At 75.0% G+C, this 26,492-nt stretch carries 22 protein-coding genes; 14 read left to right on the top strand and 8 right to left on the bottom strand.

Going from position 1 to position 26,492, the window contains the following annotated elements:
• Nucleotides 1–105: 105 nt before the first annotated feature.
• Together ACQP6G_RS20495 and ACQP6G_RS20490 are read right to left on the bottom strand one after the other, a co-directional pair.
• Nucleotides 106–2,007 carry a gamma-glutamyltransferase family protein gene (locus ACQP6G_RS20495; RefSeq protein WP_429767119.1) on the bottom strand — a complete coding sequence of 634 codons (1,902 nt, stop codon included), beginning with the start codon at nt 2,005–2,007 and terminating at the stop codon, nt 106–108.
• Nucleotides 2,004–2,693 (bottom strand): YoaK family protein, encoded by a 690-nt coding sequence (locus ACQP6G_RS20490; RefSeq protein ID WP_429767118.1) that lies wholly within the window; start codon nt 2,691–2,693, stop codon nt 2,004–2,006. The genes ACQP6G_RS20495 and ACQP6G_RS20490 overlap by 4 nt, the downstream gene beginning before the upstream one ends.
• Nucleotides 2,694–3,044: 351 nt before the next feature.
• Here ACQP6G_RS20490 and ACQP6G_RS20485 point away from each other — a divergent pair, with 351 nt between their 5' ends.
• The 8 genes from ACQP6G_RS20485 (at nt 3,045) to ACQP6G_RS20450 (ending at nt 12,490) form a co-directional block, all read left to right on the top strand.
• Nucleotides 3,045–4,250: a quaternary amine ABC transporter ATP-binding protein gene (locus ACQP6G_RS20485; RefSeq protein WP_429767116.1), complete on the top strand. Its 1,206-nt coding sequence runs from the start codon at nt 3,045–3,047 to the stop codon at nt 4,248–4,250.
• Nucleotides 4,250–5,179 carry an ABC transporter permease gene (locus ACQP6G_RS20480; RefSeq protein WP_429767114.1) on the top strand — a complete coding sequence of 310 codons (930 nt, stop codon included), beginning with the start codon at nt 4,250–4,252 and terminating at the stop codon, nt 5,177–5,179. Before ACQP6G_RS20485 ends, ACQP6G_RS20480 begins: the two co-directional genes overlap by 1 nt.
• Before the next feature lie 56 nt (nt 5,180–5,235).
• On the top strand, nt 5,236–6,138 hold the full coding sequence (locus ACQP6G_RS20475) for a glycine betaine ABC transporter substrate-binding protein (protein WP_429767112.1): 903 nt from the start codon (nt 5,236–5,238) through the stop codon (nt 6,136–6,138).
• A gap of 223 nt (nt 6,139–6,361) precedes the next feature.
• Entirely contained in the window at nt 6,362–6,994 is a 633-nt protein-coding gene (locus tag ACQP6G_RS20470) for a sunset domain-containing protein (protein ID WP_429767110.1), read from the top strand.
• A 178-nt stretch (nt 6,995–7,172) separates the two neighbouring features.
• Nucleotides 7,173–8,711, top strand: a complete 1,539-nt coding sequence (gene ahcY / locus ACQP6G_RS20465; protein WP_429767108.1) for an adenosylhomocysteinase — start codon at nt 7,173–7,175, stop codon at nt 8,709–8,711.
• A gap of 91 nt (nt 8,712–8,802) precedes the next feature.
• A complete protein-coding gene (locus ACQP6G_RS20460; RefSeq protein WP_429767106.1) occupies nt 8,803–10,284 on the top strand; it encodes a sensor histidine kinase in 1,482 nt (493 codons plus the stop codon).
• Nucleotides 10,281–10,994 (top strand): response regulator transcription factor, encoded by a 714-nt coding sequence (locus ACQP6G_RS20455; RefSeq protein ID WP_429767105.1) that lies wholly within the window; start codon nt 10,281–10,283, stop codon nt 10,992–10,994. Before ACQP6G_RS20460 ends, ACQP6G_RS20455 begins: the two co-directional genes overlap by 4 nt.
• A gap of 242 nt (nt 10,995–11,236) precedes the next feature.
• Nucleotides 11,237–12,490: an acyltransferase family protein gene (locus ACQP6G_RS20450; protein WP_429767103.1), complete on the top strand. Its 1,254-nt coding sequence runs from the start codon at nt 11,237–11,239 to the stop codon at nt 12,488–12,490.
• A 6-nt stretch (nt 12,491–12,496) separates the two neighbouring features.
• Here the strand turns inward: ACQP6G_RS20450 and ACQP6G_RS20445 are convergent, their stop codons facing one another.
• Entirely contained in the window at nt 12,497–13,315 is an 819-nt protein-coding gene (locus tag ACQP6G_RS20445; protein WP_429767133.1) for an RDD family protein, read from the bottom strand.
• Nucleotides 13,316–13,363: 48 nt separating this feature from the next.
• Between ACQP6G_RS20445 and ACQP6G_RS20440 the strand changes: the two genes are divergently transcribed.
• Entirely contained in the window at nt 13,364–14,353 is a 990-nt protein-coding gene (locus ACQP6G_RS20440; RefSeq protein WP_429767101.1) for a stage II sporulation protein M, read from the top strand.
• 19 nt (nt 14,354–14,372) lie between these two features.
• On the opposite strand, the gene ACQP6G_RS20435 is transcribed toward ACQP6G_RS20440, so the two are convergent.
• From ACQP6G_RS20435 to ACQP6G_RS20415, 5 genes are read right to left on the bottom strand one after another with little or no spacing between them, the layout of a single operon-like run.
• Nucleotides 14,373–15,782, bottom strand: coding sequence for a DUF58 domain-containing protein (locus tag ACQP6G_RS20435; protein WP_429767098.1), 1,410 nt, complete (start codon nt 15,780–15,782; stop codon nt 14,373–14,375).
• Nucleotides 15,783–15,795: 13 nt separating this feature from the next.
• On the bottom strand, nt 15,796–16,911 hold the full coding sequence (locus tag ACQP6G_RS20430; protein WP_429767131.1) for an AAA family ATPase: 1,116 nt from the start codon (nt 16,909–16,911) through the stop codon (nt 15,796–15,798).
• Nucleotides 16,905–18,188: a DUF4350 domain-containing protein gene (locus tag ACQP6G_RS20425; RefSeq protein ID WP_429767097.1), complete on the bottom strand. Its 1,284-nt coding sequence runs from the start codon at nt 18,186–18,188 to the stop codon at nt 16,905–16,907. The genes ACQP6G_RS20430 and ACQP6G_RS20425 overlap by 7 nt, the downstream gene beginning before the upstream one ends.
• Nucleotides 18,185–18,883 carry a DUF4129 domain-containing protein gene (locus ACQP6G_RS20420; RefSeq protein WP_429767096.1) on the bottom strand — a complete coding sequence of 233 codons (699 nt, stop codon included), beginning with the start codon at nt 18,881–18,883 and terminating at the stop codon, nt 18,185–18,187. Before ACQP6G_RS20420 ends, ACQP6G_RS20425 begins: the two co-directional genes overlap by 4 nt.
• Entirely contained in the window at nt 18,880–20,094 is a 1,215-nt protein-coding gene (locus ACQP6G_RS20415) for a DUF7847 domain-containing protein (RefSeq protein WP_429767094.1), read from the bottom strand. The genes ACQP6G_RS20420 and ACQP6G_RS20415 overlap by 4 nt, the downstream gene beginning before the upstream one ends.
• Nucleotides 20,095–20,297: 203 nt before the next feature.
• Here ACQP6G_RS20415 and mtrA point away from each other — a divergent pair, with 203 nt between their 5' ends.
• The 5 genes from mtrA to hpf all read left to right on the top strand — a co-directional run bounded on the left by mtrA (nt 20,298) and on the right by hpf (nt 26,277).
• Nucleotides 20,298–20,978, top strand: a complete 681-nt coding sequence (mtrA, locus tag ACQP6G_RS20410) for an MtrAB system response regulator MtrA (RefSeq protein WP_429735004.1) — start codon at nt 20,298–20,300, stop codon at nt 20,976–20,978.
• The gene (mtrB, locus tag ACQP6G_RS20405; protein ID WP_429767092.1) at nt 20,965–22,749 is read left to right on the top strand and encodes an MtrAB system histidine kinase MtrB; all 1,785 of its coding nucleotides are present in this window, start codon (nt 20,965–20,967) and stop codon (nt 22,747–22,749) included. The genes mtrA and mtrB overlap by 14 nt, the downstream gene beginning before the upstream one ends.
• Nucleotides 22,746–24,494, top strand: coding sequence for an LpqB family beta-propeller domain-containing protein (locus tag ACQP6G_RS20400; protein WP_429767090.1), 1,749 nt, complete (start codon nt 22,746–22,748; stop codon nt 24,492–24,494). Before mtrB ends, ACQP6G_RS20400 begins: the two co-directional genes overlap by 4 nt.
• 108 nt (nt 24,495–24,602) lie before the next feature.
• Nucleotides 24,603–25,577, top strand: a complete 975-nt coding sequence (locus ACQP6G_RS20395) for a ComF family protein (RefSeq protein WP_429767088.1) — start codon at nt 24,603–24,605, stop codon at nt 25,575–25,577.
• A gap of 34 nt (nt 25,578–25,611) precedes the next feature.
• Nucleotides 25,612–26,277 carry a ribosome hibernation-promoting factor, HPF/YfiA family gene (gene hpf, locus ACQP6G_RS20390; RefSeq protein WP_429767087.1) on the top strand — a complete coding sequence of 222 codons (666 nt, stop codon included), beginning with the start codon at nt 25,612–25,614 and terminating at the stop codon, nt 26,275–26,277.
• The last annotated feature ends 215 nt before the right edge of the window (nt 26,278–26,492 follow it).

Raw genomic sequence — 26,492 nt, 5'->3', positions numbered from 1 at the left:
CCCCCCCCCCCCCCCCCCCCCCCCCCCCCCCCCCCCCCCCCCCCCCCCCCCCCCCCCCCCCCCCCCCCCCCCCCCCCGGGGGGAGAGGCGGATCGGCCGCTGTCGTCAGCGGCCCGCGGCGTACCCCTGCGCGCCGCGGGGGTTCGCCGCGGCGCCGAGCACGCCGGTGGCGGGGTCGCGCGACACGGCGCTGAGGCGCCCGAGCGCCCAGTCGCCCGCGAGCGTGAGCACGTGGCCGCGCTCGGCCAGCCCGGCGAGGACGTCGGCGCCGAGGCGGTCCTCGACGACCGCGCCGCCGGGCGTCCAGGTGCGCGGCCAGAACGAGCCCGGCGCGGACGTCGTGTGCAGGGCCGGGGCGTCGATCGCCTCCTGCGGCGTGTACCCGCCCACCAGCACGCGCAGCAGGAACGCGAGCTGCCACTGGTCCTGCTGGTCGCCGCCCGGCGACCCGCACGCGAGCACGGGCTCGCCGTCGCGCAGCACGAGCGTCGGGGTGAGCGTGGTGCGCGGCCGGCGGCCGGGCGTCAGCGCGGACGGCGACGCCTCGTCCAGCCACGTCATCTGCAGCCGGGTGCCCAGGGCGAAGCCGAGTCCGGGCACCGTGGGGGAGGACTGCAGCCAGCCGCCCGACGGCGTCGCGCTGATCATGTTGCCCCAGCGGTCGACGACGTCCAGGTGGCACGTGTCGCCGCGGGTCGCGCCCGTGGCGTCGGTCTCGAGGCCGTCGCCGTTCAGGGGCGCGGTCGCCCCGACGACGACGGTCGGCTCGCCGACGCCGGCCGCGGGGCCCCCGGCCGGGGCGCCGGGCAGGGCCGCGGCCGGGACGTCCGTGGCGTACGACGTGCGCAGGGGAGGCATCACCGGGGTGTCGCGGCCCGCGACGTCGCCGGGGCGGACGTCGTGGGACGCGCGCTCGCCGATCAGGGCGCGGCGGGCGGTGGCGTACTCGGCGGAGAGCAGGACGTCGAGGGGCACGCCGCCTCCGCGGTCGTCGTCCCCGTACCAGGTGTCGCGGTCGGCGAGGGCGAGCTTGAGCGCCTCGAGCACCGTGTGCGCGCCGAGCTCGGTCGACGGGTCGAGCCGCGCGTCGTCGAACCCGTCGAGGATGCGCAGCGCCTCCAGCAGTGCGGGGCCCTGCCCCCAGGCCCCGGTCTTGGCCACGGTGTACCCGCGGAAGTCGATGGTCGTGGCGTCCTCGAACGACGCCTCGAACCCCGCGACGTCCGCCGCGGACAGCACCCCCGGGTGGTCGCGGCCGTCGGCGTGCCGGTGCGGGGTGCGCACGAACTCCTCGACGGCCTCGCCGACGACGGCCCTCCACGCGGCTCGGGCGGCGTCCACCGCGCCGGCCCGGTCGGCACCGTCCGCGGCGGCGTCGGTCTCGGCGGCGACGAGGCGCGCGAGCACGGCCGCGAGCTCGGGGTTGGTGAGGAGCTCGCCGGGCCGCGGGGCGCGCCCGCCCGGCAGCCATCGCTCCGCCGACGTGGGCCAGTGCTCGCGGAAGAGCCCGGCGACGCCCTCGATCGTCCGGCACACGGCGGCCAGCACCGGGTGGCCGTCGCGCGCGTACCCGATCGCGGGGGCGAGGACGTCGGCGACGGTCCACGTGCCGTGGTCGCGCAGCAGCAGGAGCCACGCGTCGACGGCGCCAGGCACGGCGGCCGCCAGCGCGCCCGAGCCGGGCACGAGGTCCAGGCCCTCGGCGTCGCGGTAGTGCGCGATCGTCGCCCCGGCCGGCGCCGGGCCCTGGCCCACCAGCACCCGAGGTCGCGCGGGCTCGTCCGCCGTCGCGAGGATCGCCGTCATGTCACCGCCGGGGCCGTTGAGGTGCGGCTCGACGACGTGCAGCACGAACGCGCCCGCGACGGCCGCGTCGAACGCGGTGCCGCCCCGCTCCAGCACCGACTGGGCGCTCGCGCTCGCCAGCCAGTGCGTGGAGGCAGCCATCCCGAACGTGCCGCGCAGGTCCGGGCGCGTGGGGTGGGGGGTCGGGGGAGTGAACGTCATCGAGGGTCCTCCGTGGTGTGTCCGAGAGCGGCGACGAGGAGCGTGAGCACGGCGCTCACGCCCACGCCCCACGCCAGGTGGGCCTGCAGCAGCAGGGCGCCGGCGGCGGCACCGGCGCAGATGAGGGCGATCGCGGCGATGCGCCGCCCGGAGTTCGTGCCGTGCCCGCCGGCGAGGCGGGAGTCGGCGGCCAGGCCGGTGATGGTCGACGTGACGACGACCGTCGTGACGTCCTTGACCGACAGATGACGCGCCGTCGCCGCCTGCATGCCCATCGCGAGGGCCAGCAGCCCGGTCACGGTGAGCTGCACGGCGTGCGGCAGGTCGTCGCCCGAGACGGCGAGCAGCACCGTGATCGCCGCCAGCAGGGCGCCGACGGTCGCGAACATCCCGGTGGTGCGGGTCGTCCACCCCACCTGCACGGGCCGCAGCACGACGCCGGCCAGCGCCGCCCCGGCCATGAACGTGCCCAGCGCGAGCAGCGGCCCGGCGACGGGGAGGTCGTCCCCTCCGGCGAGCGCCATCCCGAGGATGACGACGTTGCCCGTCATGTTGCCGGTGAACACCCGGTCGAGGCCGAGATAGCCGACGGCGTCCGCGATCCCGGTGGAGAACGTCAGGGCGAGCATGAGGGCGAGATGGAGGCGGTCGCGGTCACGACGGAGCGGTCCGAGGAGCGAGGGCACCAGGTCACCGTAGCGACCGGTCCGGGGTGGATGCCCGGGGCGCTGGACAGTTCCAGATGACACCGGGGTGGATCCGTGCCTCATCGGCCCTGTTGGTCACAGCATGATAAAGATCACGAGGGTTTTGCCAGGGCCGCGTACAGAGCCGTGCCGGAGATGGCCTAACGTCGTGAACAGTGTGTGGCCGTGTCGTGCCGGTGCGATCCCGTGCCGATGCCGCCCACGCCCGGCCGACGAGCGTTGCCGTCGCACCGGGCAGGCCATGTCCCCGACCCCGGGAGAGTTGTGTCAGCCATCCAGGCAAATGGTTTGACGAAGATCTTCGGACGCCGCCCGCAGCGCGGCGTCCGCATGTTGGAAGAAGGCGCCGATCGCGCCAAGCTGCGCAAGGAAGGTCTCACCGCCGCGGTCATCGACGCCACGTTCGACGTCGCGCCCGGCGAGATCTTCGTCGTCATGGGACTGTCGGGCTCCGGCAAGTCCACCCTGATCCGCACCGTGAACGGCCTCCTCGAGCCCACCGCCGGATCCATCAGCATCGACGGGCAGGACGTCACGCACCTGTCCAAGGCCGGCCTCCGCGAGGTCCGCCGCACCAAGGTCAGCATGGTGTTCCAGCACTTCGCGCTGCTGCCGCACCGGACCGTCGGCGAGAACGCCGCCTACCCGCTGCAGCTGCGGGGCGTGAACAAGGCCGAGCGCGAGCAGCGCGCCGAGGAAGCCCTCGGCATGGTCGGCCTGGCCGGCTGGGGCGGCTCGCTGCCGTCCGAGCTGTCGGGCGGCATGCGCCAGCGCGTCGGCCTGGCCCGCGCGCTCGCCTCGGGCACCGACGTCCTGCTCATGGACGAGGCGTTCAGCGCCCTGGACCCGCTGATCCGCAAGGAGATGCAGGACCAGCTGCTGGAGCTCCAGTCCGAGCTGGGCAAGACCATCCTGTTCATCACCCACGACCTCAACGAGGCCATGCGCCTCGGCGACCGCATCGCCATGATGCGCGACGGTCGCATCGTGCAGGTCGGCACGGCCGAGCAGATCCTCAACGAGCCCGCCACCGACTACGTCGCGCAGTTCGTCGCCGACGTCGACCGCAGCCGCGTGCTCACCGCCGCTGCCGTCATGGAGCGGCCCGTGGCCGTCGTCGGGGCGGAGACCGGCCCGAAGGCCGCGCACAAGCTGTTGCGCGAGCACCAGGTCCCCGCCCTGCTCGTGACCGGGCGCAACCGCCGGCTCGAGGGCTTCGTCTGGGAGGAGGACGTCGCCGCCGCGGTCAAGACCGGCGCCGACCGGCTGCCCCTGAGCGGGGAGCCGGTCATCCGGGTGACGCCCGAGACCCCGCTCATCGAGCTGTTCGGGGACGCGGCCTCGAGCCGCGCCCCGCTGGCGGTCGTCGACGAGCAGGGCCGGCTGCAGGGTGTCATCCCGAGGGTCACGCTGCTCAGCGCGCTCTCCGTACCCGACAGCGTCGACGCCGTCCCGAGCGACGGCCGAGACGGCGACAGCACGGGTGAACGACCCGCCGACGGCCAGTCCGCCCCCGACACGGCAGGAGCTCTCTGATGTCCCCCACGCTTCTCGCCGCCGCCGACGGCAACCCGCTGCCGGACCTGCACATCGGTGACGCCGTCGCGGACGCCGTCGACTGGATCACCGACAACCTCGAAGGGCTGCTCGACGGCATCAGCGCGGCGCTGACGTTCCTCGTCGACCTGATCTCGAGCATCCTGCTGGGACCCCCGCCGCTGGTGATGGCCGTGATCTTCGCGGTGCTGGCCCTGCTCGTGCGCTCCTGGACGTTCGCGCTGTTCACGCTGGTCGGCACGCTGCTGATCATCAGCATGGACATGTGGGAACCCGCGATGGAGACGCTCAGCCTCGTGCTCGTCGCCACGCTGATCGCCCTGATCATCGCCGTGCCCGTGGGCATCCTGGCGGCCCAGAACGACACCGTGAGCGCCGTCGTGCGACCGGTGCTCGACTTCATGCAGACGATGCCGGCCTTCGTCTACCTCGTGCCCGTGGTCATCTTCTTCGGGATCGGCGTCGCGCCCGGCGTCTGCGCCACGATCATCTTCGCGCTGCCGCCGGGGGTGCGGCTCACCGAGCTCGGTATCCGGCAGGTCGACCGCGAGACCGTCGAGGCCGGCGAGGCCTTCGGCGGCACGTCGCGCCAGATCCTCAGCGGCATCCAGCTGCCGCTGGGGCTGCCGACGATCATGGCCGGCGTCAACCAGGTGATCATGCTCTCGCTGTCCATGGCGGTCGTCGCCGGGCTCGTCGGGGCCGGCGGCCTCGGCCAGGAGGTCGTCACCTCCATCTCGCGCATCGACGTGGCGCTCGGGTTCGAGGCGGGGCTGTCCGTCGTGATCCTGGCCATCTACCTGGACCGACTGACCGGCGCGATCGGTCAGCCCACCGGCAGGGCCCTCCTGACGAAGCTCACGAGCCGCAAGAAGGCGGCGGAGTCCGCCGTCGGCGCCGGCGTCTGACCGAAGAACTGAACTCGGGGAGCCTCGCGTCCCCGACGACGAAAGGAACTCTTCAGATGAACACCCATCGCAAGCATCTCCGCCGGGGCGTCGCGCTCACGTCCGTCGTGGCGCTCGGCCTCACGCTGGCCGCCTGCGGCAGCGACGACGGCGGCAGCGGCGGCGACGACAAGACCATCACCCTCGGCTACATCCCCTCGTGGACCGACGGCCTGAGCACCGCGTACCTGCTGGACGCCAAGCTGCAGGAGGCGGGGTACACCGTCGAGCACAAGGAGATCAGCGACGCGGGCGTCCTCTACACCGCCCTGGCCGACGGCGACGTGGACATCTACCCGTCCGCCTGGCCCGAGGTGACGCACGCCTCGTACATGAAGCAGTACGAGGGCGACATCGAGGACCTGGACACCTACTACGACAACGCGAAGCTGACCTTCGCGGTGCCGGAGTACACCGACATCGACTCGATCGACGAGCTCGCGGCCAACACCGACACGTTCAACGGCGAGATCATCGGCATCGAGCCCGGTGCCGGCCTCACGGACATCACGAAGAACTCGGTCATCCCCGAGTACGGGCTCGACGAGGCCGGCTACACCCTGAAGGAGTCGTCCACGCAGGCGATGCTGACGGAGCTCAAGAAGGCCACGGACAAGAAGGAGGACATCCTCGTCACGCTGTGGCGTCCGTTCTGGGCCAACTCCGCCTTCCCGGTGAAGGACCTGGAGGACCCGAAGGGCGCGCTCGGCGAGACCGAGGGGCTGCACTTCCTGGGCACCGAGGGCTTCTCGGAGGAGAACCCCGAGGTCGCCGACTGGATCAGCAAGATCAAGCTGGACGACGAGCAGTACGGCGCCCTGGAGGACCAGGTCGTCAACCAGAACGCGGACGACCCGGCCGCCGGCGTCGAGGCATGGCTGGAGGAGTACCCGGACGTCGTGCCGTCGCTGGAGAGCTGAGCGGGCCTGCCCCGCACGGACCGTGGGCGCCCGCCCCCGACACTCGTCGGGGGCGGGCGCCTCGTCGTCGATGGGTGAAGTCCGCCGCTGACGGCCGGGTCGGCGGGCTTGCTCGGGGATACTTGTCCCGCGATTCCGACGCACCGCCCGGCGAGAGGGCGTGCCCGCGGATCGCATCGCGGACCCTTGCCCCGGGAACGGGGCCACCCACCTGGAGGCACCTGTGAACCCGACCCTGCCCGCGCGTCGTCGCGGACGCCTCGTCGCCCTCGTCACCGCCGTGACGCTGCTGGCCGCGCCGCTCGCAGTCGTCCCCGCGACGCTGTCCGCGCCGTCGGCGTCGGCGGCGACCGCCACGTCCGTGACGGTCAAGAAGATCGGCACCAAGACCGCGCCCTACAAGAAGAAGGCGACGGTGAAGCCGAGCGTCACCGCCAAGGGGAAGGTCTCGGTGAAGACCAAGACGCTCACGGTGGCCCAGCGGGGCAGGTACGTCGCCAAGAACAAGACGTCCGTGGCGCTCAGGGCCGGCACGTACACGGTGACGACGAAGGTCACCTACAAGACCTACAAGCTGACGTCGGCGAAGAAGAAGGTCTGGTCCGGCACGAAGACGAAGAAGCTCACCCAGAAGCTCGTCGTCAAGCAGGGCAAGAAGCCGTCGCGCACGACCCCGGTGAGCGAGTACAACTGCCCCAGCTGGGCGCCGATCAAGGGCAACCAGACCACGTCCCACTCGACGGACTGGATCTATCACGTGCCGGGCGGTCAGTACTACAAGAAGACCAAGCCTGAGGAGTGCTTCACGACCGAGGCGGCCGCACGCAAGGCGGGTTACCGCGCGTCGAAGCGCTGACGGAGCTCGACACGAAGGCGAGGCCGGCACCCGGACGGGCGCCGGCCTCGCTGCGTCCCGGACCTGCCGCGGTCTACCCTGGGTGCTGGCCCGCCATGTCGACGACCGACGGCGGGCCACGCGCAGACGGGAGCCCCCAGCGCACACGGCTCATACCGCAGACCCCAGGAGGGCGACCATGTCCACGACCGCTGAGGCACCCGGCACGACCGGCTTCGACGAGGCTCCCGGCCGCTACAAGGTGCGCTCGCTCGCGCTGGCGGAGGCCGGCCGGCACCAGATCCGGCTCGCCGAGCACGAGATGCCCGGCCTCATGGCGTTGCGCGCCGAGTACGGCGAGGCGCAGCCGCTGGCGGGCGCCCGCATCGCCGGCTCCCTGCACATGACGGTCCAGACCGCCGTCCTCATCGAGACGCTCGTCGCGCTCGGCGCCGAGGTCCGCTGGGCCAGCTGCAACATCTTCAGCACGCAGGACGAGGCGGCCGCGGCGATCGTCGTCGGCCCGCACGGCACCCCCGAGGACCCGCAGGGCGTCCCCGTCTTCGCGTGGAAGGGCGAGAGCCTCGAGGAGTACTGGGACTGCACGGAGCAGATCCTCGTGTGGCCCGGCGCGGAGAACGGCCAGGGCGGCCCGAACCTCATCCTCGACGACGGCGGCGACGCCACGATGCTGGTGCACCTCGGCCTGCAGTACGAGCGCGCCGGCGTGGTGCCGCCCGACACGCTGCCGGGCGAGCCGGACCACACCCACGAGATGAACGTGGTGCGCGGCGTGCTGCGCCGGGCGCTCGACTCCGACCCGCTGCGCTGGACGACGATCGCGCAGAGCATCGGCGGCGTCACCGAGGAGACGACGACGGGCGTGCACCGGCTCTACCACCTCGCCGAGGCGGGGGAGCTGATCTTCCCGGCGATCAACGTCAACGACTCGGTCACCAAGTCGAAGTTCGACAACAAGTACGGCATCCGCCACTCGCTGCCGGACGGCATCAACCGCGCCACCGACATCCTCATCGGCGGCAAGGTCGCCTTCGTGTGCGGCTACGGCGACGTCGGCAAGGGCGCGGCCGAGGCGTTCCGCGGCCAGGGCGCGCGCGTCATCGTGTCCGAGGTGGACCCGATCTGCGCGCTGCAGGCGGCGATGGACGGCTTCCAGGTCGCCCGGCTCGACGAGACGATCGGCGAGGCCGACTTCGTCATCACCACGACGGGCAACAAGGACGTCGTGCGCGTCGAGCACATGCTCGCGCTGAAGGACAAGGCCGTCGTCGGCAACATCGGGCACTTCGACAACGAGATCGACATGGCCGGGCTCGCCGCCGTCCCGGGCGTCGTGAAGACCGAGATCAAGCCGCAGGTGCACGAGTGGACGCTGCCGGCCGGCGACGGCCGCGCCGAGCGGTCGATCATCGTGCTGTCGGAGGGGCGCCTGCTCAACCTGGGCAACGCGACCGGACACCCGTCGTTCGTCATGTCGAACTCGTTCGCCAACCAGGTGATCGGCCAGATGGAGCTGTTCGCCGACATGGCCCGCCCGGCCGAGGAGCGGCAGTACGAGCGCCAGGTGTACCGCCTGCCCAAGGTGCTCGACGAGAAGGTCGCGCGCCTGCACCTCGACGCCCTCGGCGTGCGGCTCACCGAGCTGAGCAAGGAGCAGGCCGAGTACCTCGGCGTGCCGGTGGAGGGCCCGTACAAGCCGGAGCACTACCGCTACTGACGGCCCGTCGCCCTGCGCACGGGGGACAGCCCCCGTGCGCAGGGTGGCACGCCGGATGTCGGCGCGGCGCCGCGGGCGGCAGCCTGGAAGCATGACCAGCATGACGTCCACCGACGGCCAGGTGCCGCCGCCCGCGACCCCGCCGACCCCGCCGCCCGCCACGCAGCCCGCCGAGCGTCCCGCGGTGTCCCCGCGGGCGACGTCGGACGGGGCGCCGCCGTTCCTCCTCGCGCCGTTCGACGGCCGGACCTGGCGCGCCTACGGCTTCCTGTGGCTCGCGCTGCTGCTCGCGCCGTTCGCGCTCGCGTACGCCCTGTTCACCGTGTCGTTCATGGCGGGCGTCGCGGTGACGGTCGTGGGCCTGTTCGTGGCGGGCGGCGTGCTGCTCGGTGCGCGCGGCTGGGCGTCGGTCTACCGGCGGATGGCGGTGCGTTACCTCGGCGTCGAGATCGCCGAGCCCGCGCCGCGCCAGCCGCGGAAGGGATTCTGGCGGCGCCTCGGCGGGATGCTCGGCGACGCGACCGCCTGGCGCGGGCTGCTGTACATGGTGGTGACGTTCCCCCTGGCGATCGCGGCGTTCGTGGTGAGCACCGTGTTCCTCGCCGTCGCGCTCGGCGGGATGACGCACTGGTTCTGGTCGCGCTGGCTGCCGCTGCAGCAGGCCGGCGACGGCACGTGGCACCGGGGCGCGTCCTTCGGCACGGACTGGTTCGTCGACACGCCGGCCCGACAGCTCCTGCTGGCGGCGGTCGGCCTGATCCTGTTCTACCTGTGGCCGCAGGTGCAGTCCCTGTTCGTCGGCCTCTTCCGGATGCTGGCGGAGGGGCTGCTCAGCCCCACGCGGGCCAGCCTGCGGGTGGCGTACGCCGAGCGCGCCCGCGCCGTCACCGTCGAGGACGCCGACGAGCGCCTGCGCCGCATCGAGCGCGACCTGCACGACGGCACCCAGGCGCACCTCGTGGCCGTCGCCATGCAGATCGGCGAGGCGCGCGAGCTGCTGCGCGACGGCACGGACGGCACGGACGGCATCGACACCGCGGAGCTCGCCGCCGTCCTGGAGACGGCCCACTCCAGCACGAAGGACACGCTCGCCGAGCTGCGCGAGCTCGCCCGCGGCATCCGCCCGCCCGCCCTGGACGCCGGCCTCGCCGTCGCCCTCGAGACGCTCGCCGCGCGCGCCGCCCTGCCGGTGCGCGTGCACGCGGTCGGGCTCGACGGCGCGGACCTCCCGCCCAGCGTCACCGCCATCTCCTACTTCGCCGTCGCCGAGCTGGTCGCCAACGCGACCAAGCACGCCCGGGCGACCGGCGTCGACGTCGTGGCCGGCGTCGAGCCCGTCGCGGACGCCGCGACCGGGGCCGCCGTGCGTGCGCTCGTGCTGCGCGTGCACGACGACGGCGTGGGCGGCGCCGCGGTGCGTGCCCCCGACCCGTCGGGCAGGGGCAGCGGCCTCGCCGGGCTCACGGACCGGCTGTCGGGCGTCGACGGCACGCTCCGGGTGGTCAGCCCCGCGGGAGGGCCTACGGTGATCACCGTGACCATCCCGCTGCCCGCCCCCGGGTCCCGCCGATGACGCCCGGGGCGTCGACCGGCCCGGCGACCGGCTCGGGCCCGCTGCGCGTCGTCGTCGCCGAGGACTCCGCCATCCTGCGCGACGGCCTCGTCGCGCTCCTGTCCCGCCGCGGGCACGACGTCGTCGCGGCGGTGCCCGACGGCGACGCCCTCGTCCGCGAGGTCACGACCCTCGCCGCCGCCGGCGCCCTGCCCGACGTCCTCGTCGCCGACATCCGCATGCCGCCGTCCCACACGGACGAGGGGCTGCGTGCGGCCGAGGCGCTGCGCGCCGCGCACCCCGGGCTGCCGGTGCTCGTGTTCTCGCAGTGGGTCGAGACACGCTATGCGTCCCGGCTGCTCGAGGGCGACCCGCGCGGCGTCGGCTACCTGCTCAAGGACCGCGTCGCCGACGTCGGGGACTTCGTCGCCGCGCTCGGCCGTGTCGCGGCGGGGGAGACGGTGCTCGACCCGGAGGTGGTGCGCCAGCTCATGGGCGCGCACCGCTCGCCGGAGGACGACGTGGCCCGCCTGACGCCGCGCGAGAAGGAGGTCCTGGAGCTCATGGCGCAGGGCCGCTCCAACGGCGCCATCGCCGAGCAGCTCTACCTGTCGTACGGGGCGGTGGAGAAGAACGTCGCCGCCATCTTCACGAAGCTCGACCTGCCGCAGGACTCCGCCGACCACCGGCGCGTGCTCGCCGTCCTGCGCTACCTGGGCGTCGACGCCTGACCCAGGACCTGTCAGGGCCACACGCAGCGAGTCGTGCGTGTGGCCCTGACACGTCAGGAGGCCCGCGAGCTGTCAGGGCCACGACCAGGCATTCGTGCACGTGGTCCTGACAGGTCGGCGGGGGATGTCCCCCGGGACGGTGCGGGGGAGGTGGCGCGCGGGGCGGGGGTCAGGCCCATGTCGGACGACGTCGCAGGTCACGAGGCTGGAGGGGTCCTCGTCGCCCAGCCTCAGGAGCCATCGTGGCCGTCCTCGACGCCCCCGCCCCACCTGTCCCGTCCGCGCCGCCGTCCGTCCGGCGTCGGCCCGACGTCCCGGCCGCGCGGCCGCACGCGGCGCCCGTCGCCCGGCCGCGCCGAGCCCGCGACCCGTTCGTCGACGTCGTCCGGGCGCTCGGCACCCTCGGGGTGGTGCTGCTGCACTGGCTGATGGCGGAGGCCACGTGGGACGGGCGGACGCTCCTCGTCGGCAACGCGCTGGGGCACGGCGCCGGATGGCTCGTGACCTGGCTGCAGCCGTTGGCCCTGCTGTTCTTCGCGGCCGGCGCCTCCGCCGGGTACCAGCGTGGGGCCACCGTCGTCGGCGGCCGCGGCTGGGCCGGAACCGTCCTGGCGCGGCTGCGGGCGACGGCCCGGCCCGTCGGGGCGTTCGTCGGGGCCTGGGCGCTCGCGGTGGCCGCGCTGCTCGCGCTCGGGGTGCCCGACGACGCGGTGTGGCGGATGGCGCTGATGGCGCCGCAGCTGCTGTGGTTCCTCGGGGTGTGGGTGGTGCTCATGACGCTCACGCCGCTGCTCCGCGCGGCCTGGCAGCGCTGGCGGTGGGGCGCGCTCGCCGTCGCCGTGGCGCTGCCGCTGGCGCTCGACGCGCTGCGGTTCGGGCTGCCGGGTGAGCTCACCGGCGCGCTGGCCTGGGCCAACGTGCTCCTCGCCTGGGCCGCGCCGTTCCTGGCCGGGATCGCCTACGCCTCCGAACGCAGCGTCCCACGCCGTCCTGCCCTCGACCGGACTACCGGGGCCGCCGCCGACCCCCTCGCCGGCCGCACGGCCCGGCTGCTCCTCGCCGCCGGAGCCGTGGCCGCGGTCGCCGCGACGGCCGTGCTGGTGGCGGTGGGCCCGTACCCGCTCAGCCTCGTCGGGATGCCGGGCGACGAGATCTCGAACCTCGGCCCGCCGACGGCGCCCGTCGTCGCGCACGCCGTCGCCCAGGTCTGCCTGGTGCTGCTGTTCCGGACGGCGCTCGTGCGGCGCGCCGCGACCGGGGCCGGAGCGCGGGCCGTCGGTGCCCTGGCCCGCCGCTCGATGACCGTCTACCTGTGGCACCTCACCGCGATGTTCGCCGTGGTGGGGGTCGCGCTCCTCGGGCTCGGGCAGGAGCTGCCGGCCTCGTGGGGCGCGGACTGGTGGGCGTCGCGCCCGGTCTGGTTCGCGGCCTACCTGCTGGTCCTGCTCGCCCTCGTGCGCGTCTTCGGCCGCTTCGAGGACCGTCGCCGTTCGTGAACGTACTCAGCGGGGCGGGTCGGGGACGGCGTACGGCAGGCGGTGCAGGGTGGCGGCGCGGGCCTCGGCCCGCGCCTGCTCGGCCTGCCCGCGCTCGAGCTCTCGGTCGCGGCGCTCGTGCAGGACGGCGTGCAGGAACGCCTCGGGCGGCGTGCCGGGCGGCGGACCGGGGGCGACGAACGGCTCGACGCGGCCGGCCAGGTCGTCGGCCAGGCCCGCGCGGGACGCGGGCGCGAGCCGGGGAGCGCGGTCGAGGAACTGCCGGGCGGCAAGGGCCAGCCCGTCGGGCAGCCGTCGGATGTCGGCCGTGCGGGCCCAGGCGGCCAGCTCCGGTGGCATGGCCAGCGGGACCGTCCGGGCGCGGCCGCCCCGCACGCGGATGACGTACGTGCCGGCCAGCAGGTCGCCGAGCCGCTTGCCGCGCGCGTTGGACAGCGACGCGACCAGCGCGACGCTGCCGGCCGTCAGCCACAGCTCGCCGATGCCCACCAGAGCCCGCGTGAAGGCGTGGCGGAAGCGCACCGGGCCACCGTCGTCGCGCACGACGCGGAGGCCCGTGATCAGCTTGCCCAGCGAGCGGCCGCGGCTCAGCGTCTCCACCGTCGTCGGGATCACGACCATCACGAGCGCCGCGGCGACGACGCCCGCCACCCGGGCCCACTGCTCGTCGATCGCGACGTCCTGCAGGGCCACGACGACCAGCAGCGTGATCCCGACGATCGCGAGCGCCGCGAGGTCGAGCAGCGCCGCCAGCGCCCGGCTGACGAACGACGCCGGCCGTGCGTCGAGCACCACGCCCTCGCCGATGACGATCCCGTCCTGCATGTGCATCTCCCGCTCGTCCGACGTCTCCCGTGTGGAAGGGTATCGACCGTGGACCTCGACGCCTTCACCGCCGTGCACAGCCCGCAGTGGGAGCGGCTCCGCGTGCTCACCCGCAAGCGGCGCCTCGACGGCGCCGAGGCCGACGAGCTGGTGCGGCTGTACCAGGCGGTCGCGACGCACCTGTCCACGGTGCGGTCGGCCGCGCCCGACCCGGTGCTCGTCACCCGGCTCTCCGACCTGCTGAGCCGGGCCCGCGTGCGCGTCACGGGCACGCACGAGCCGGCCTGGGCCGACGTCGTCCGCTTCGTCGCGGTGACCGTGCCCGCGGCGCTGTACCGGGTGCGCTGGTGGACGCTCGGCGTCGTCGTGGTGTGCCTCGCGCTCGCCGTCGTCGCCGGCTACCGCGTCGCCACGGACCCGGAGGTCCTCGCGCAGATGGGCACGCCCGCCGAGCGCGAGGCGTACGTGAACGAGGCGTTCGCGTCGTACTACGACCCGGGCGCGTCCTTCGCCGCCATGGTGTGGACCAACAACGCGTGGATCGCCGCGCAGTGCGTGGGCCTCGGGATCACCGGCGTCTGGCCGGCCTACGTGCTGATCCAGAACGCGGTGGGCGTGGGCGCCACCGGTGGGATGATGGCGGCCTACGACGAGCTGGACGTGTTCCTGCAGCTCATCGCGCCGCACGGGCTGCTCGAGCTCACCGCGGTGTTCGTCGCCGGCGCCGCCGGCCTCAAGCTCTTCTGGACGGCGGTGTCGCCCGGACCGCGGCCGCGCACCGTCGCGCTGGCGCAGGAGGGGCGCGCGCTCGTGACCGTCGCGATCGGGCTCGCCGGGGCGCTCGCGGTGTCCGGTCTGATCGAGGGGTACGTCACGGGTTCGGCGCTGCCCTGGTGGCTCAAGATCGTCATCGGCGCGATCGCGCTCGCCGGGTTCTGGGTCTACGTCGTCGTGCTGGGCCGGCGCGCCACCGCGGCGGGGCTCACGGGCGACCTGGACGCCGACCGCGCCGGCGAGGTCGTCCCGACCGTCGGCTGAGCGCCCACGACGCTCGGGGTCAGAGCCGCCCGGCGGCCTTGAGCGCGAGGTAGGTGTCCGCGAGCCGGGGAGCGAGGTCGTCCGGCAGCGCCTCGACGACCTCGGCGCCGTGCTGGCGCAGCACGGTGGAGACGGCCGCCCGCTCCAGGTGGGCACGAGCGGCGGCTGCGGCGTCGTAGACGGCGGCCGCCGACGACCGGTCGGCGCGCAGCCGGGCGGCGTCCGCGTCGGCGACCGCCGCGACGACCACCTGGTGGGTGCCGGAGAGCCGGTCGATCACGGGCAGCAGGCCCGTCTCGACGGCCGCAGGGTCCAGCGACGTCAGCAGCACCACGAGCGAGCGCTGCGCGACCCGCTGGCGCACCTGCCCGACGAGGCCGGGCCAGTCCGTCTCCAGCAGGGCGGGCTCGACGGTCGACAGCGACTCCGCCAGCGCGGGCAGCAGCCGCGGGCCGGACGCGCCCGCGACCCGGGCCCGCAGCGCCCGGTCGTACGCCAGCACCTGCACGCGGTCGCCCGCGCGGTCGGCGAGCGCCCCGAGCAGCAGCGCGGCCTCGATGCCCGCCTCCAGCCGCGTGCCGCCGAGCGACGACGGCGCGTCGTCGTCCGCGCCCTCGGGCGCGCGCTCGGTGTCGGCCGCGGCGGCGGTGCCGATCCGTGCGGCGGACGTGCGGCCGGTGTCGAGCACGATCACCACGCGCCGGTCGCGCTCGGGCCGCCAGGTGCGCACGACGACGTCGCCGCGGCGGGCGGTGGCGCGCCAGTCGATCGAGCGCACGTCGTCGCCCACCACGTACTCGCGCAGCGAGTCGAACTCGGTGCCCTCGCCGCGCACCTGCACGGCGGCCCGCCCGTCCATCTCGCGCAGCCGCGCCAGCCGGGAGGGCAGGTGGCGCCGGCTGGCGAACTCGGGGAGCACGCGCAGCCGGGCCGGCACCGGGATCGACGCCTGGCGGGCTGCGACGCGCAGCGGCCCGAACGAGCGGACCGTCACCGGCCCGGCGGCGCGGTCGCCGCGGCGGGTCGGCCGCAGCGGGGTGCGCACGCGGGCGGACTCCCCGGGCGGCAGGTCGACGTCGTGCCGGGCCGAGCGGGCCACCAGCGGCTCGCCGGCCGCCGCGCCGTCGGTGCGCAGGGTCGCGTCCGGCACGAGCGACGGCGGCCAGGCGTCGCGGACGACGGCGCGCAGCCGCCGTCGCGCGGTGTTGGTGACCACCAGCTCCGAGCGGGCGGTCGTGCCGAGCCGCACGGAGCGGGGGGTGCGGCGCTGGAGCGCGACGGCGCGCGGGGACGCGGCGAGGGCGACGTCGACGGCGCACACGGCCGCCACGACCAGCGCCCACACCACGACCGTCCCCGGCACGGGGAACAGGACCACCGGGATCACCCCGAGCGCCGCCAGCACGACGGCGCGCCACGTCAGCGCCATGTCCGGGTCCCGCTCAGCGGGGGACGGGGACGGTCGCGAGCACGGTCGTGAGGACGCTCTCGGCGGTGACGCCCTCGAGCTCCGCCTCGGGCCGCAGCTGGACGCGGTGCCGCAGCGTGGGGTGCGCGAGCGCCTTCACGTCGTCGGGCGTCACGTACGAGCGCCCCGACAGCCAGGCCCAGGCGCGCGACGTCGCGAGCAGCGCGGTGGCGCCGCGCGGGGACACGCCGAGCGAGAGCGAGGGGGAGCGGCGGGTGGCGCGGCACAGGTCGACGGCGTAGCCGAGCACCTCGGGTGCCACCTGGACCTGTCGGACCTCGGCCCGCGCGGCGGCGAGCTGCTCGCGGCCGGCGACCGCCCGGACGCCCGCGGCGCCCAGGTCGCGCGGGTCGAAGCCGGCGGCGTGCCGGGCCAGCACCTCGATCTCCTGCTCGCGCTCGGGGACGGGAAGCACCACCTTGAGCAGGAAGCGGTCGAGCTGCGCCTCGGGCAGCGGGTACGTGCCCTCGTGCTCCACCGGGTTCTGCGTGGCGATGACGACGAACGGGTCCGGCAGGGGCCGCGGCGTGCCGTCGACGGACACCTGACGCTCCTCCATCGCCTCCAGCAGGGACGCCTGCGTCTTCGGGGGCGTGCGGTTGATCTCGTCCGCGAGCAGCAGGTTCGTGAAGACCGGCCCCTCACGGAACGAGAACTCGGCCGTGCGCGCGTCGTACACCAGGGACCCGGTGACGTCGCCGGGCATGAGGTCGGGCGTGAACTGCACGCGCTTCGTCGACAGGTCGAGCGACGCGCCGAGCGCCCGCACCAGCAGGGTTTTCGCGACGCCGGGCACGCCCTCGAGCAGCACGTGGCCGGAGCAGAGCAGCGCGATGAGCAGGCTCGTCACCGCGGAGTCCTGGCCCACGACCGCCTTGCCCACCTCGCTGCGCACGCCGGCGAGAGCGGCGCGCAGCTCGCGGGACGGGGCACCCGCGGCCTCCGGCGCCGGGGGAGCGGCCTGCGGCGCGGGGGGTGCCGGCGTCGCCGGGTCGCCCGGGGTGGTGGTCGACGCTGTGGTCGACGCGGTGGGCTCGGCAGGGGCCGCGAGCGGCGTGCCCTGCGGGTTCTCGTCGGGGGTCGTCACGATCGGTGGACCTCGCTCTCCAGGGTGTCGAGCCGACGCGCGAGCTCGGTGAGCGCGTCGTCGTCGTGGGGTGGTGGGCCGTACAGCAGGTCGGCCACGTCGTGCGCGGGCCGGCCGGTGGCGCGGGCGACGGCCTCGGTGAGCGCCGTGGCGTCGGCGGACCGGGGCACGCCCAGGCGGCGCGCGACGGTCTCGGCGGTGGCGGCGCGCAGGCCCGCGGCGGCGTGCCCGCGGGACCGGGTCCGCCGGTAGAGGCGGCCGCGGCCGCGGGTGGTCTCGGCGGAGCGGACCACGACCGGGAGCTCCTCCGCGGCCAGCGGTCCCAGCCGGCGGGCCCGCCACACCGCGGCGACGAGCACGACCAGCAGCGCCCACAGGCCGACGACGCCCGCCCAGGGCGGCAGGACGCCGGCGCCGGCGGACGGCGCGCCGCCCTCGCCCGTCGAGCTCGTGTCCAGCGGGTCGGGCACGAGCCACACCAGCGTCTCCTGCGCGCCCAGCAGGCCCAGCGCGAGCGCCGCGTCGCCGTGGTCCAGCACCGCGCCGTTGGTGACGAAGGACGGGTCGTCGACGGCGGTCACGACCCGCCCGCCGGCGCCTCCGGCCGGCTCGACGCGCGCCAGCGCCGCCGGCCCGTCGACCGGCCAGCAGAGCGTGACGTCGGTGGCCCCGGGCTCGGCCTGGAGTCCCGGCGTGAGCCACATCGTGCCGGCGCGCGTGGCGAGCGGGAGGTCGCACGCCGGCTCGACGGCGAACGCGGGAGCGGCGGCCCCGGGCGTACGGCTGACGGCGCCGTCGGTGGCCGCGCGCACCAGCTCGTCGTCGGCGCCGAGCAGCACCAGGTCCGCGTCGACGCCGGCCAGGGCGTCGACCTGCTCGGGCAGCAGCATGCTCCCGGGCGTCACCAGCAGCGTCGTGCCCGGCCCGGCCGCCGCGACGGCGTCCGCGACGCGGGTGACGTGGCGGACCTCGACGCCCTGCCGCCCGAGCACCTGCGCGACGGCGCGGGCACCGGTCGGCTGTGCGTTGTCGGGCGCGTACGGGGTGGTGGACGTGGCCGGGCGCTGCACGGCCAGCACGGCCACCACGAGCGCGAGCACCCCGAGCACCAGCAGCGTCCAGCGGGTCCGGCGCCAGCGGTGGGCGGTGCGACCGCGGCCGGTGGTGCCGTCCCCCGTCACGACCGGCGAGACCACGGCGTCCGGCGAGCCGGCACCCACGGTCTGGCCCTCGACGGTGCCCCGGGTCGAGCCGGGCGTCGTCGGCGTCGGTGCCGTCACGGCGTCCCCACCCCGTCCGGTGCCGCGGCGGCCGCGAGCGGCGCGGGCCGCAGCCCGCGCACCCGCTCGTCGAGGTCGCGCAGCCGGCGGTCGTCCTCCGGACCGGCGGGCAGCGTGCCGTAGCAGACGTCGTCGAACAGGCGGGCCGCGTCGTGCAGCTCGGCGGTGACGACGGGCAGCCGCGCGGCGGCGTCGTGCGCGGCCTCCTGCGCCGTCCGCCCCGGGCGCTCGTCCAGCACGACGCGCTCCTCCAGGGAGCGCACGAGCGCGCGGAACCGGTCCAGCACGGCCGCGGACCAGTCGCCGCGGGCGGCCGCGTCGTCGGCGGAGGCCCGCAGCTCGGCCGCGGTGCGCTCGTCGCCGTCGAGCACGACGACGGAGCGCCGACGACGGCGGGCCAGACGCACGGGCCCGGCCACCCACCAGGCGAGCGCGGCGACGAGCACCACGACCACCACGACCACGAACGCGAGCGGGAACCGCCCCTCGCCGAGGGTCAGGCCGTCGAACAGGTCGCCGAGCCAGGTGAGCAGGCGCTCCAGCAGCGACGGCTGCGTGGAGTACTCGGGTCGCGACAGCTCCTCCAGGAGCCAGCGGTGCGCCGTCTCCCGGTCGGGGTCCACGGGCACGGCGGCGGGCACGTCGACGAGCAGGGTCGTCACGACCCCGTGCACCATCGCCGACACACCGCTCACGCGAGCATGCCGGGCGGGGGTCCGGGTCGGGCGCCGGGCTCGCCGCCGGGCCGCCCGCCGTCGGACGCCTGCGCCGCCGCCGCGAGCTGCACATCCAGGCCCTCGCGGCGCATCCGCACGTCGATGTAGAGCAGGGCGACGACCGCCGCCACGAAGATCGTCGTGATCGCGGCCGAGATGACCGACGACAGCACGCTCATGACCACCGTCGCGGTGGTGAACGACTCGGTGCTGCCCCCGGTCCCGCCGATCACGCCCGCGATGAGGCCGAGAGGGATCGTGATGATGTACGCGGCGGCGCTCACGATGATCATCGCGAGCAGGTAGATGCCGAACAGGCGCCAGAAGGACCCGCGCGTCAGCCGCCAGGCGCGCGCGACCGTGCTGCCCAGGCCCTGCCCCTCGAGCGCCAGCGCGGGCGCGACGAGCCCGATGCGCACGCCCAGCCACACGACGACCACGACGTATCCCGCACCGAGCAGGAGCCCGAGGCCGACGGCGGCCCCGGTGGACTGCTCGCTCACGAGGGCCACGAGCAGGACCAGGACGAAGAACCAGACGAACGTCCCGACGGCACCGGCGAGCGAGCGCAGCAGGGCCCAGCCGATGAGCCGGCCGACGCGCCCGCGGAGCCGCTCCCAGACCTCGCCGAGGCTCAGCTTGCGGCCGATGACCGACTGGCTCACCGAGACGGTGAGGATGCCCTCCACCACGGGCTGGGCGAGCAGCAGGGTCACGCTCATGCCGAGGGACGACGCGAGCGTCTGGGCGATGAGGTTGTCGAACCCGAGCTCGGTGATCTCCGGGTCGGACTCGGCCAGCGTGGAGAACGACGCCGAGAGCGACGGCACGATGAGCTGCGCGACCAGCACGCCGAGCACCGTCGCCACGAGGATCACGAGGGTGGCGGCGCCGAGCATCACCTTCGGGTTGTGCCGGATCGCCGTGAACGCGCCGTCGTAGATCTCGCCGAGCGACAGCGGGCGCAGCGGCACGACGCCGGGCTTCGTCGCCGGCGGCGCGGCCGGCGGCTGCGGGCCGTAGGGGCTCTGCCCGTACTGCTGCCCGTACTGACCCTGTCCGTACTGCTGCCCGTACTGCCCGGGGGCGGGCGGCTGCGGGGCGCCCTCGGGCGCGCGCTGGCCGTAGCGGGGCGGCTCGGGGGCGTCCCCCCAGCCGGACGGCGGCTGGGGCTGGTCGGGCGTGCTCATCGCGGCCTCCCGGGCTGCAGGGCGGTCGGGTCGTGCCGACGCGACGTCGGCGGACGGGACTGTCGGGGCTGTGCTGGTGGCGTTGCTGGCGGAGTGCTGGAGGGACCGGCTGTGACGCCGGTCGCCCCGACCCTAGTACGGCGCGCCCGCCCGCTCACGCGGCCTTCCACCGGACCTGGCGCCGTGGCTGGCAGAATGGCCGCATGAAGTCCCGTGTCCTGGTGGTCGACGACGACACTGCGCTGTCCGAGATGATCGGTATCGTCCTGAAGTCCGAGGGGTTCGAGCCGACGTTCTGCGCCGACGGCGACGGTGCCCTCGTCGCCTTCCGCGACGAGCAGCCCGACCTCGTCCTGCTCGACCTGATGCTGCCCGGCAAGGACGGCATCGAGGTCGCCCGCGAGATCCGCGCCGAGTCCGGCGTCCCGATCATCATGCTCACCGCCAAGACCGACACGGTCGACGTCGTGCTCGGCCTCGAGTCCGGCGCCGACGACTACGTGACGAAGCCGTTCAAGCCCAAGGAGCTCGTCGCCCGCATCCGCACCCGGCTGCGCCGCAACGACGACCCCGGCCCCGAGCGGCTGCGCATCGGCGACGTCGAGATCGACGTCACCGGCCACAACGTGGTGCGCGACGGCGAGCGCATCAGCCTCACCCCGCTGGAGTTCGACCTGCTCGTGGCGCTGGCCCGCAAGCCCTGGCAGGTGTTCACCCGCGAGGTGCTGCTCGAGAAGGTCTGGGGCTACCGGCACAGCGCCGACACCCGCCTGGTCAACGTGCACGTGCAGCGCCTGCGCTCCAAGGTGGAGCGCGACCCCGAGAACCCGACGGTCGTGCTGACCGTGCGGGGCGTGGGCTACAAGGCCGGTGCCCCGCGCTGAGCCCGCCGCGCGCCGCGTCCGCCGGACGTGGCGGCGGTGGCGCGCCTGGACCGTCTCGCGGACCCGGTACCTCGTCCGGCGGTGGCGGTCGTCCCTGCAGCTGAGGGTCGTGACGTCGGCGCTCGCGCTCGGCGTCGTCGCGGTCGCGCTGCTCGGCCTCTACCTGTCGGTCTCGATCCGCGACGGGCTGTACGAGCAGCGCGTCGACCGCATCGAGCGCGAGAACGCCTCGATGACCGAGCAGGTGCGCAGCGCCTTCGACTCCTCGCCCGCGACCTCGAACTCCGACCTGCAGCTCCTGCTGGCGCAGATGGTGCGCACGCTGGCGGCCGGGGCGTCGAGCGCGCAGGACTTCCTGCTGCTCAGGCCCCCCGACCAGCCGAACCGGCTCGCCGAGACGGGCACGCAGATCGGTCTCAAGAGCATCATCGGCGAGGACCTGCGGGAGGCGACGCGCACCACCGAGGGCCAGGTGCTGCAGTCCACGCAGATCCCCGCCGAGTACACGGACACCGAGGCGCCGGAGCCGGGCGTCGTCGTCGGGTCGACGGTCGAGGTGCCGTCCATCGGCACGTACGAGCTGTACGCGATCTACTCCCTGCAGGCCGAGCAGGAGACGCTGTCGTTCGTGCAGCGCACCCTCGCGCTCGGCGCGCTCGCGATCCTCGCGCTGCTCGGCGCGCTCACGTGGGTCGTGACCCGGCAGACGGTCGCGCCGGTGCGCCGTGCGGCGACCGTCGCGTCGCGGCTGGCCGACGGGCACCTGGACGAGCGGCTGCCGGACGCCAAGGGCCAGGACGAGATGGCGACCCTCACCCGCACGTTCAACGAGATGGCCGGGAACCTCGAGGACCAGATCGCGCGGATGGAGGAGCTGTCGGCCGCGCAGCGCCGCTTCGTCTCCGACGTCTCGCACGAGCTCCGCACGCCGCTGACCACGATCCGGATGGCGGGCGAGGTCATCCATGCCTCCCGCGACGAGCTCGACCCCGCCGCCCGCCGCTCCGCCGAGCTGCTGTACACGCAGCTCGACCGCTTCGAGATCCTCCTCACCGACCTGCTGGAGATCAGCCGGTTCGACGCCGGCGCGGCCGTGCTCGACGTCGAGCAGCGCGACCTGCGCGACGTCGTCGCGGCCGTGGCGGACACGTCGATGCCGCTCGCCGAGACCAAGCACGTCTTCCTGTCGGTGACGCTCCCCGACGAGCCGGCGACGGCGGACGTCGACCCGCGGCGCGTCGAGCGCATCGTGCGCAACCTCGTGGTGAACGCCGTCGAGCACGCCGAGGGCAAGCCGGTCGAGGTCACGGTCGGGGTCGACGCCGACGCGGTCGCCGTCGTCGTGCGCGACCACGGCGTGGGGCTCGCCCCCGAGGACATCGACCGCGTCTTCCACCGCTTCTGGCGCGCGGACCCCGCCCGCGCCCGCACCACCGGCGGCACCGGCCTGGGTCTCGCGATCTCCCTCGAGGACGCCCGCCTGCACGCGGGCCGCCTCGAGGCGTGGGGGCGCCTCGGGGAGGGCGCGAGCTTCCGGCTCACGCTGCCGCGCCGGGCCGGGATCCGGCTGCACGGCTCGCCGCTGCCGCTCGAGGGCCCGTCGACCGGCGTCACGGCGCCGCCCACCGGCCAGCTCCCGGTCGTGAACCCGCCGACCGGCCCCACGCCGACCGCCATCCCGGAGCTCGGGGTCGTGGACGCCGACGGCGTGGACATCGCCCACGCGCCCGTCCCGTCCGTCCGGCCGGACGACGAGGAGGAGACCCGATGACGACGCCCCGCACCCCTGGGCCCGTGCGCGGCCCGCGCCGTCGGCTCGCGGCGCTGCCTGCCGCCCTCGTCTCCGTCCTGGCCGTGCTCGCCCTCACCGTCGCGTGCGCCCGCATCCCCACGAACGGGCCGGTGCGCGACGGTGACACCGAGCTGGAGAACATCAGCGAGATCGGCTACATCGCCTCCGGCCCCGCGGCCGGCGCCAGCCCGGACCAGGTGGTGCAGGGGTTCCTCAGCGTGGCGCAGCTGGGCCCCACGTCGAGCTCGTCGTTCGCCGTCGCGCAGGAGTACGTCACGGACGCGGCGTGGGAGGGCTGGGACCGGTACGCGCGCGTGCTCGTGCTGGAGGAGGACCCCGAGCTGGACCTCACCGACGTCCCCGCCGACGCGACCGAGACGACGGTCGACGCGACCGTGCGCGTGGTCGCGACGCTCGACGACCGCGGGATGTACACCGAGGAGGCCCGGACCAACGAGTTCACGGTGTCCTTCGGCCTGTCGCGCAGCGCGGGCGGGGAGTGGCGGATCTCCCAGCTCGAGGACGGCCTCATGCTCCCCGCCGCGTTCTTCGGCCAGGCGTTCCACCCGACGACGCTTTATTTCCCGACGCCCGACCTCGCCTGGTGGGTGCCCGACCTGCGGTGGTTCCCCCGGCAGACCTGGCGCACCGACGCGACCAGCGAGATCCTGGCCGGCCCGCCTGAGTGGCTGCAGGACTCGACGACGACCGTCATCCCGGAGGGGACGTCGCTCGCCATCGACGCGGTGACGGTGACCGACGACGGCACCATCGACGTGAGCCTCACGTCCACGATCTCGCAGGCCAGCGCCGACCAGCGGGCGCTCGCGACCGCGCAGCTGCAGGCGTCGCTCGCCGAGGGGGAGGGCCGCACCGTCGTGCTCTCCGTCCAGAACGCGCCGCTCACGTCCGCCGAGGTCCCGTCGATCTCCGCACCCCGGACGTCGGGGGAGGCGCTCGCGGTCTCCGACGGCGAGCTCGTGCGCGTCGTCGGGCGGGAGCTCCGCGAGCCGGACGAGCCCGTCTCGCTCGCCGGCCTCGACCCGACGGCCCTCGCCGCCGGCCCCGGTGACGAGCCGGTCGTGGTGCGCGACGGCACGCGGCGCATCGTCCGCGTCTCCGGCGACGGCGCGCCCGACGTGCTCCTGTCCGGCGCGAAGCTCGTGGCGCCGTCCGTCGACCGGTTCGGCGCCGTGTGGAGCGCGCAGGGCTCGGAGCTCCTCGTGGCGATGCCGTCCGGCGCGGTGCGGACCCTGGACGTCGACTGGCTGTCGTCGCGGACCGTGCGGTCCGTGCACGTGTCGCCGGAGGGCGCCCGCGTCGCGATCGTCAGCTCCGGCCCCAGCGGTCGCCTGGTGCACGTGGCCGGCGTGGTCCGCGACGCCGAGAACGTCCCGACCGGCCTCTCGGCGCCCGTGCAGGTCGGCGCCTCCGTGCGGCAGGTGACGCAGGCGGCATGGCAGGACGAGGCCGTGCTCGCCCTGATCGGCCAGGAGGCCGACGGTGACGCAGCGGTCTTCCTCTCCGGTGTGGGCGGTCTCGCCGGCCAGGGCGGCTTGTCCCGGGCGCAGCCCGGCGTCCCGGAACCGAGGTCGGTGACGGCATCCGTCGGGACGGGGGCCATGCTCGCCATCGACAGCGGCGGGACCCTGTACTCGCGACAGAGCTCCGCGCTGTGGTCGATGGTGTCCGACGGCGTCGACCTGGTCGCCTACCCGGGCTGACGCCGCCGCAAATGGGGACGGGGGCCCGAGGCTGCCCCCAGGCAGCCGTCGTCCCCAGGCCCCGGCACGGGCGACCGCGCGGCGTCGCGGGCGGGGCACGCTGCCCGCATGCCCTCGACGACGACGACCGCGCCACCCGTCGGGTGGCTCCGCGAGCTCGGCCGCCTCGTCGTGCCCGTGTGGTGCCCCGGCTGCGGCGCCGTCGACGTGCCCTGGTGCCCGGCCTGCGAGGCCCTGCTCGGCGGCCCGCCGGCCCGCGTCGAGGCCGCGGCCGGGCGCCTGGACCGGCTCGACGGCGTCCCCGTGCTGCCGGTCTGGGCGCTCGCGGCCTACGCGGGTCCGGTGCGCGAGCTCGTCGTCGCGTGGAAGGACCGTGGACGCGCCGACCTCGACCGGCTCGTCGGCCCGCCCGTGCGGTCGGCGGCGCGCGCGGTCGCGGCGCCGGTCGCGCGCGCCGTCGACGGGCGACCGCTGCTCGTGGTCGGCGCACCCTCCACGGCGGCGTCCCGCCGGGCGCGCGGCCGGGACCACGTGCGCGTCCTCGCCCGCGCTGCCGCGGCCGGGCTGCACGACGCGGGGCTCGGCGCGACGGTCGTCCCTGCGCTGACCCGGCGCGGCCACGGGCGCGACCAGGTGGGCCTCGGCGCGCGCGCCCGCGCGCGCAACCTCACCCGGTCCGTGGTGACTCGCGACCGGGTGCTGGCCCGCGCCGGCGGTGCCCGCCCCGCGGTCCTGCTCGTCGACGACGTGGTCACGACCGGCTCCACGCTCGCGGCCGCGGAACGCGCCCTCGAGGACGTCGGCGCGGACGTCCTCGGCGCCCTCGTGCTGGCCGCCACCCCGCCTCCCGGGGCCGTCACGAAAGAGCTGAGGAACCTCCTCGCGCCACCGGTATCCCTGGCACGCGAGAGGGGGTTAGCCTGGGGGTCCCACGCGGGCGAGACGCCCCCGAGACCTCGGTCCGGGCCGCTCGCCCGTGCGACCCACGAGCTGTCCGGACTCGCGTCCGGCGACCCGGGAGGTGGTGCCGAGCACGGTGCCCCGGACGGGGTGCCCAGACGGACAGACCCGGGCCGCTCGTGAAGTGGGCGGCCTCACGACGAAGTGGAGCAACACGATGGAGATCGTCGTCGTCGGCAGGCACACGGAGGTGGCGGACAGGTTCCGCCGGCACGTGGAGGACAAGCTGAGCAAGGTCACCCAGCTCGCACCGGCCGCTCGCCGGGTGGACGTGGAGGTGACGCGCGAGAACAACCCGCGGCTCTCCGAGGTCCGGGAGCGGGTCGAGCTCACCGTGCACGACAAGGGGCCCGTGATCCGCGCGGAGGCCGCGGCGGACGACCGGTTCGGAGCCCTCGACATCGCGTTGGACAAGCTCACCGAGCGGCTGCGCCGATCGCGCGACCGCCGCAAGGATCACCGCCGCCGCGCGGGCGGCGACGTCCTCCCGTCCGTGGACGTCCGCCCCTACGACGAGGTCGCCGCCACGGAGGCCGCGGCCCAGCCGTCCGCGCCCGTCGCGCTCGCCGAGCCCGGTGACGCCGTCGAGGAGCAGCTGGGCGACTCCCCGGTGGTGATCCGGCGCAAGCTGCACCACGCCGAGCCGATGACCGTCGACGACGCCGTCTACCAGATGGAGATGGTGGGGCACGACTTCTTCCTCTTCATCTCGAAGGAGACGGCCCGTCCGTCCGCGGTGTACCGCCGCCGGGGCTGGACGTACGGCGTGATCGAGCTGGACTCGACCGTCGGCGGCGTGGAGCCGGTGACCGAGCTGACGTGATGGTCATGTCGGTTCTTGGCTGACGGGCCGAGCCGGTCGAGGCCTTCGTCGCGGTGACGCGTTCACGGGCGCCAGGGCGCCCTCCACTTCGGGAGGGATACGTCCCCGCGACGAAGGCCTCGACCGGCTCTCGTCTGTCCGGTCGCCGTGCCCGGTGGTCGAGCCAGTCGAAACCACACCACCCGCGGTTGAGCCTGTCGAAACCCGGGCCTGTC

It is taken from the genome of Isoptericola nanjingensis, from assembly GCF_050311635.1.
Lineage (GTDB): Bacteria > Actinomycetota > Actinomycetes > Actinomycetales > Cellulomonadaceae > Isoptericola > Isoptericola nanjingensis.
Note: the sequence above shows the minus strand (reverse complement) of the source record. Positions and strands in the feature narration are given on the sequence as shown.

Bases quoted from the DNA above. Each gene is read 5' to 3' on its own strand.
- ACQP6G_RS20400 (WP_429767090.1), top strand. From the start codon at position 22,746: ATGACGACGCCCCGCACCCCTGGGCCCGTGCGCGGCCCGCGCCGTCGG.
- hpf (WP_429767087.1), top strand. From the start codon at position 25,612: ATGGAGATCGTCGTCGTCGGCAGGCACACGGAGGTGGCGGACAGGTTC.
- ACQP6G_RS20495 (WP_429767119.1), bottom strand. From the start codon at position 2,007: ATGACGTTCACTCCCCCGACCCCCCACCCCACGCGCCCGGACCTGCGC.
- mtrA (WP_429735004.1), top strand. From the start codon at position 20,298: ATGAAGTCCCGTGTCCTGGTGGTCGACGACGACACTGCGCTGTCCGAG.
- ACQP6G_RS20395 (WP_429767088.1), top strand. From the start codon at position 24,603: ATGCCCTCGACGACGACGACCGCGCCACCCGTCGGGTGGCTCCGCGAG.
- ACQP6G_RS20485 (WP_429767116.1), top strand. From the start codon at position 3,045: ATGTTGGAAGAAGGCGCCGATCGCGCCAAGCTGCGCAAGGAAGGTCTC.
- ACQP6G_RS20475 (WP_429767112.1), top strand. From the start codon at position 5,236: ATGAACACCCATCGCAAGCATCTCCGCCGGGGCGTCGCGCTCACGTCC.
- ACQP6G_RS20445 (WP_429767133.1), bottom strand. From the start codon at position 13,315: ATGCAGGACGGGATCGTCATCGGCGAGGGCGTGGTGCTCGACGCACGG.
- ACQP6G_RS20435 (WP_429767098.1), bottom strand. From the start codon at position 15,782: ATGGCGCTGACGTGGCGCGCCGTCGTGCTGGCGGCGCTCGGGGTGATC.
- ACQP6G_RS20480 (WP_429767114.1), top strand. From the start codon at position 4,250: ATGTCCCCCACGCTTCTCGCCGCCGCCGACGGCAACCCGCTGCCGGAC.
- ACQP6G_RS20460 (WP_429767106.1), top strand. From the start codon at position 8,803: ATGACCAGCATGACGTCCACCGACGGCCAGGTGCCGCCGCCCGCGACC.
- ACQP6G_RS20415 (WP_429767094.1), bottom strand. From the start codon at position 20,094: ATGAGCACGCCCGACCAGCCCCAGCCGCCGTCCGGCTGGGGGGACGCC.
- ACQP6G_RS20455 (WP_429767105.1), top strand. From the start codon at position 10,281: ATGACGCCCGGGGCGTCGACCGGCCCGGCGACCGGCTCGGGCCCGCTG.
- ahcY (WP_429767108.1), top strand. From the start codon at position 7,173: ATGTCCACGACCGCTGAGGCACCCGGCACGACCGGCTTCGACGAGGCT.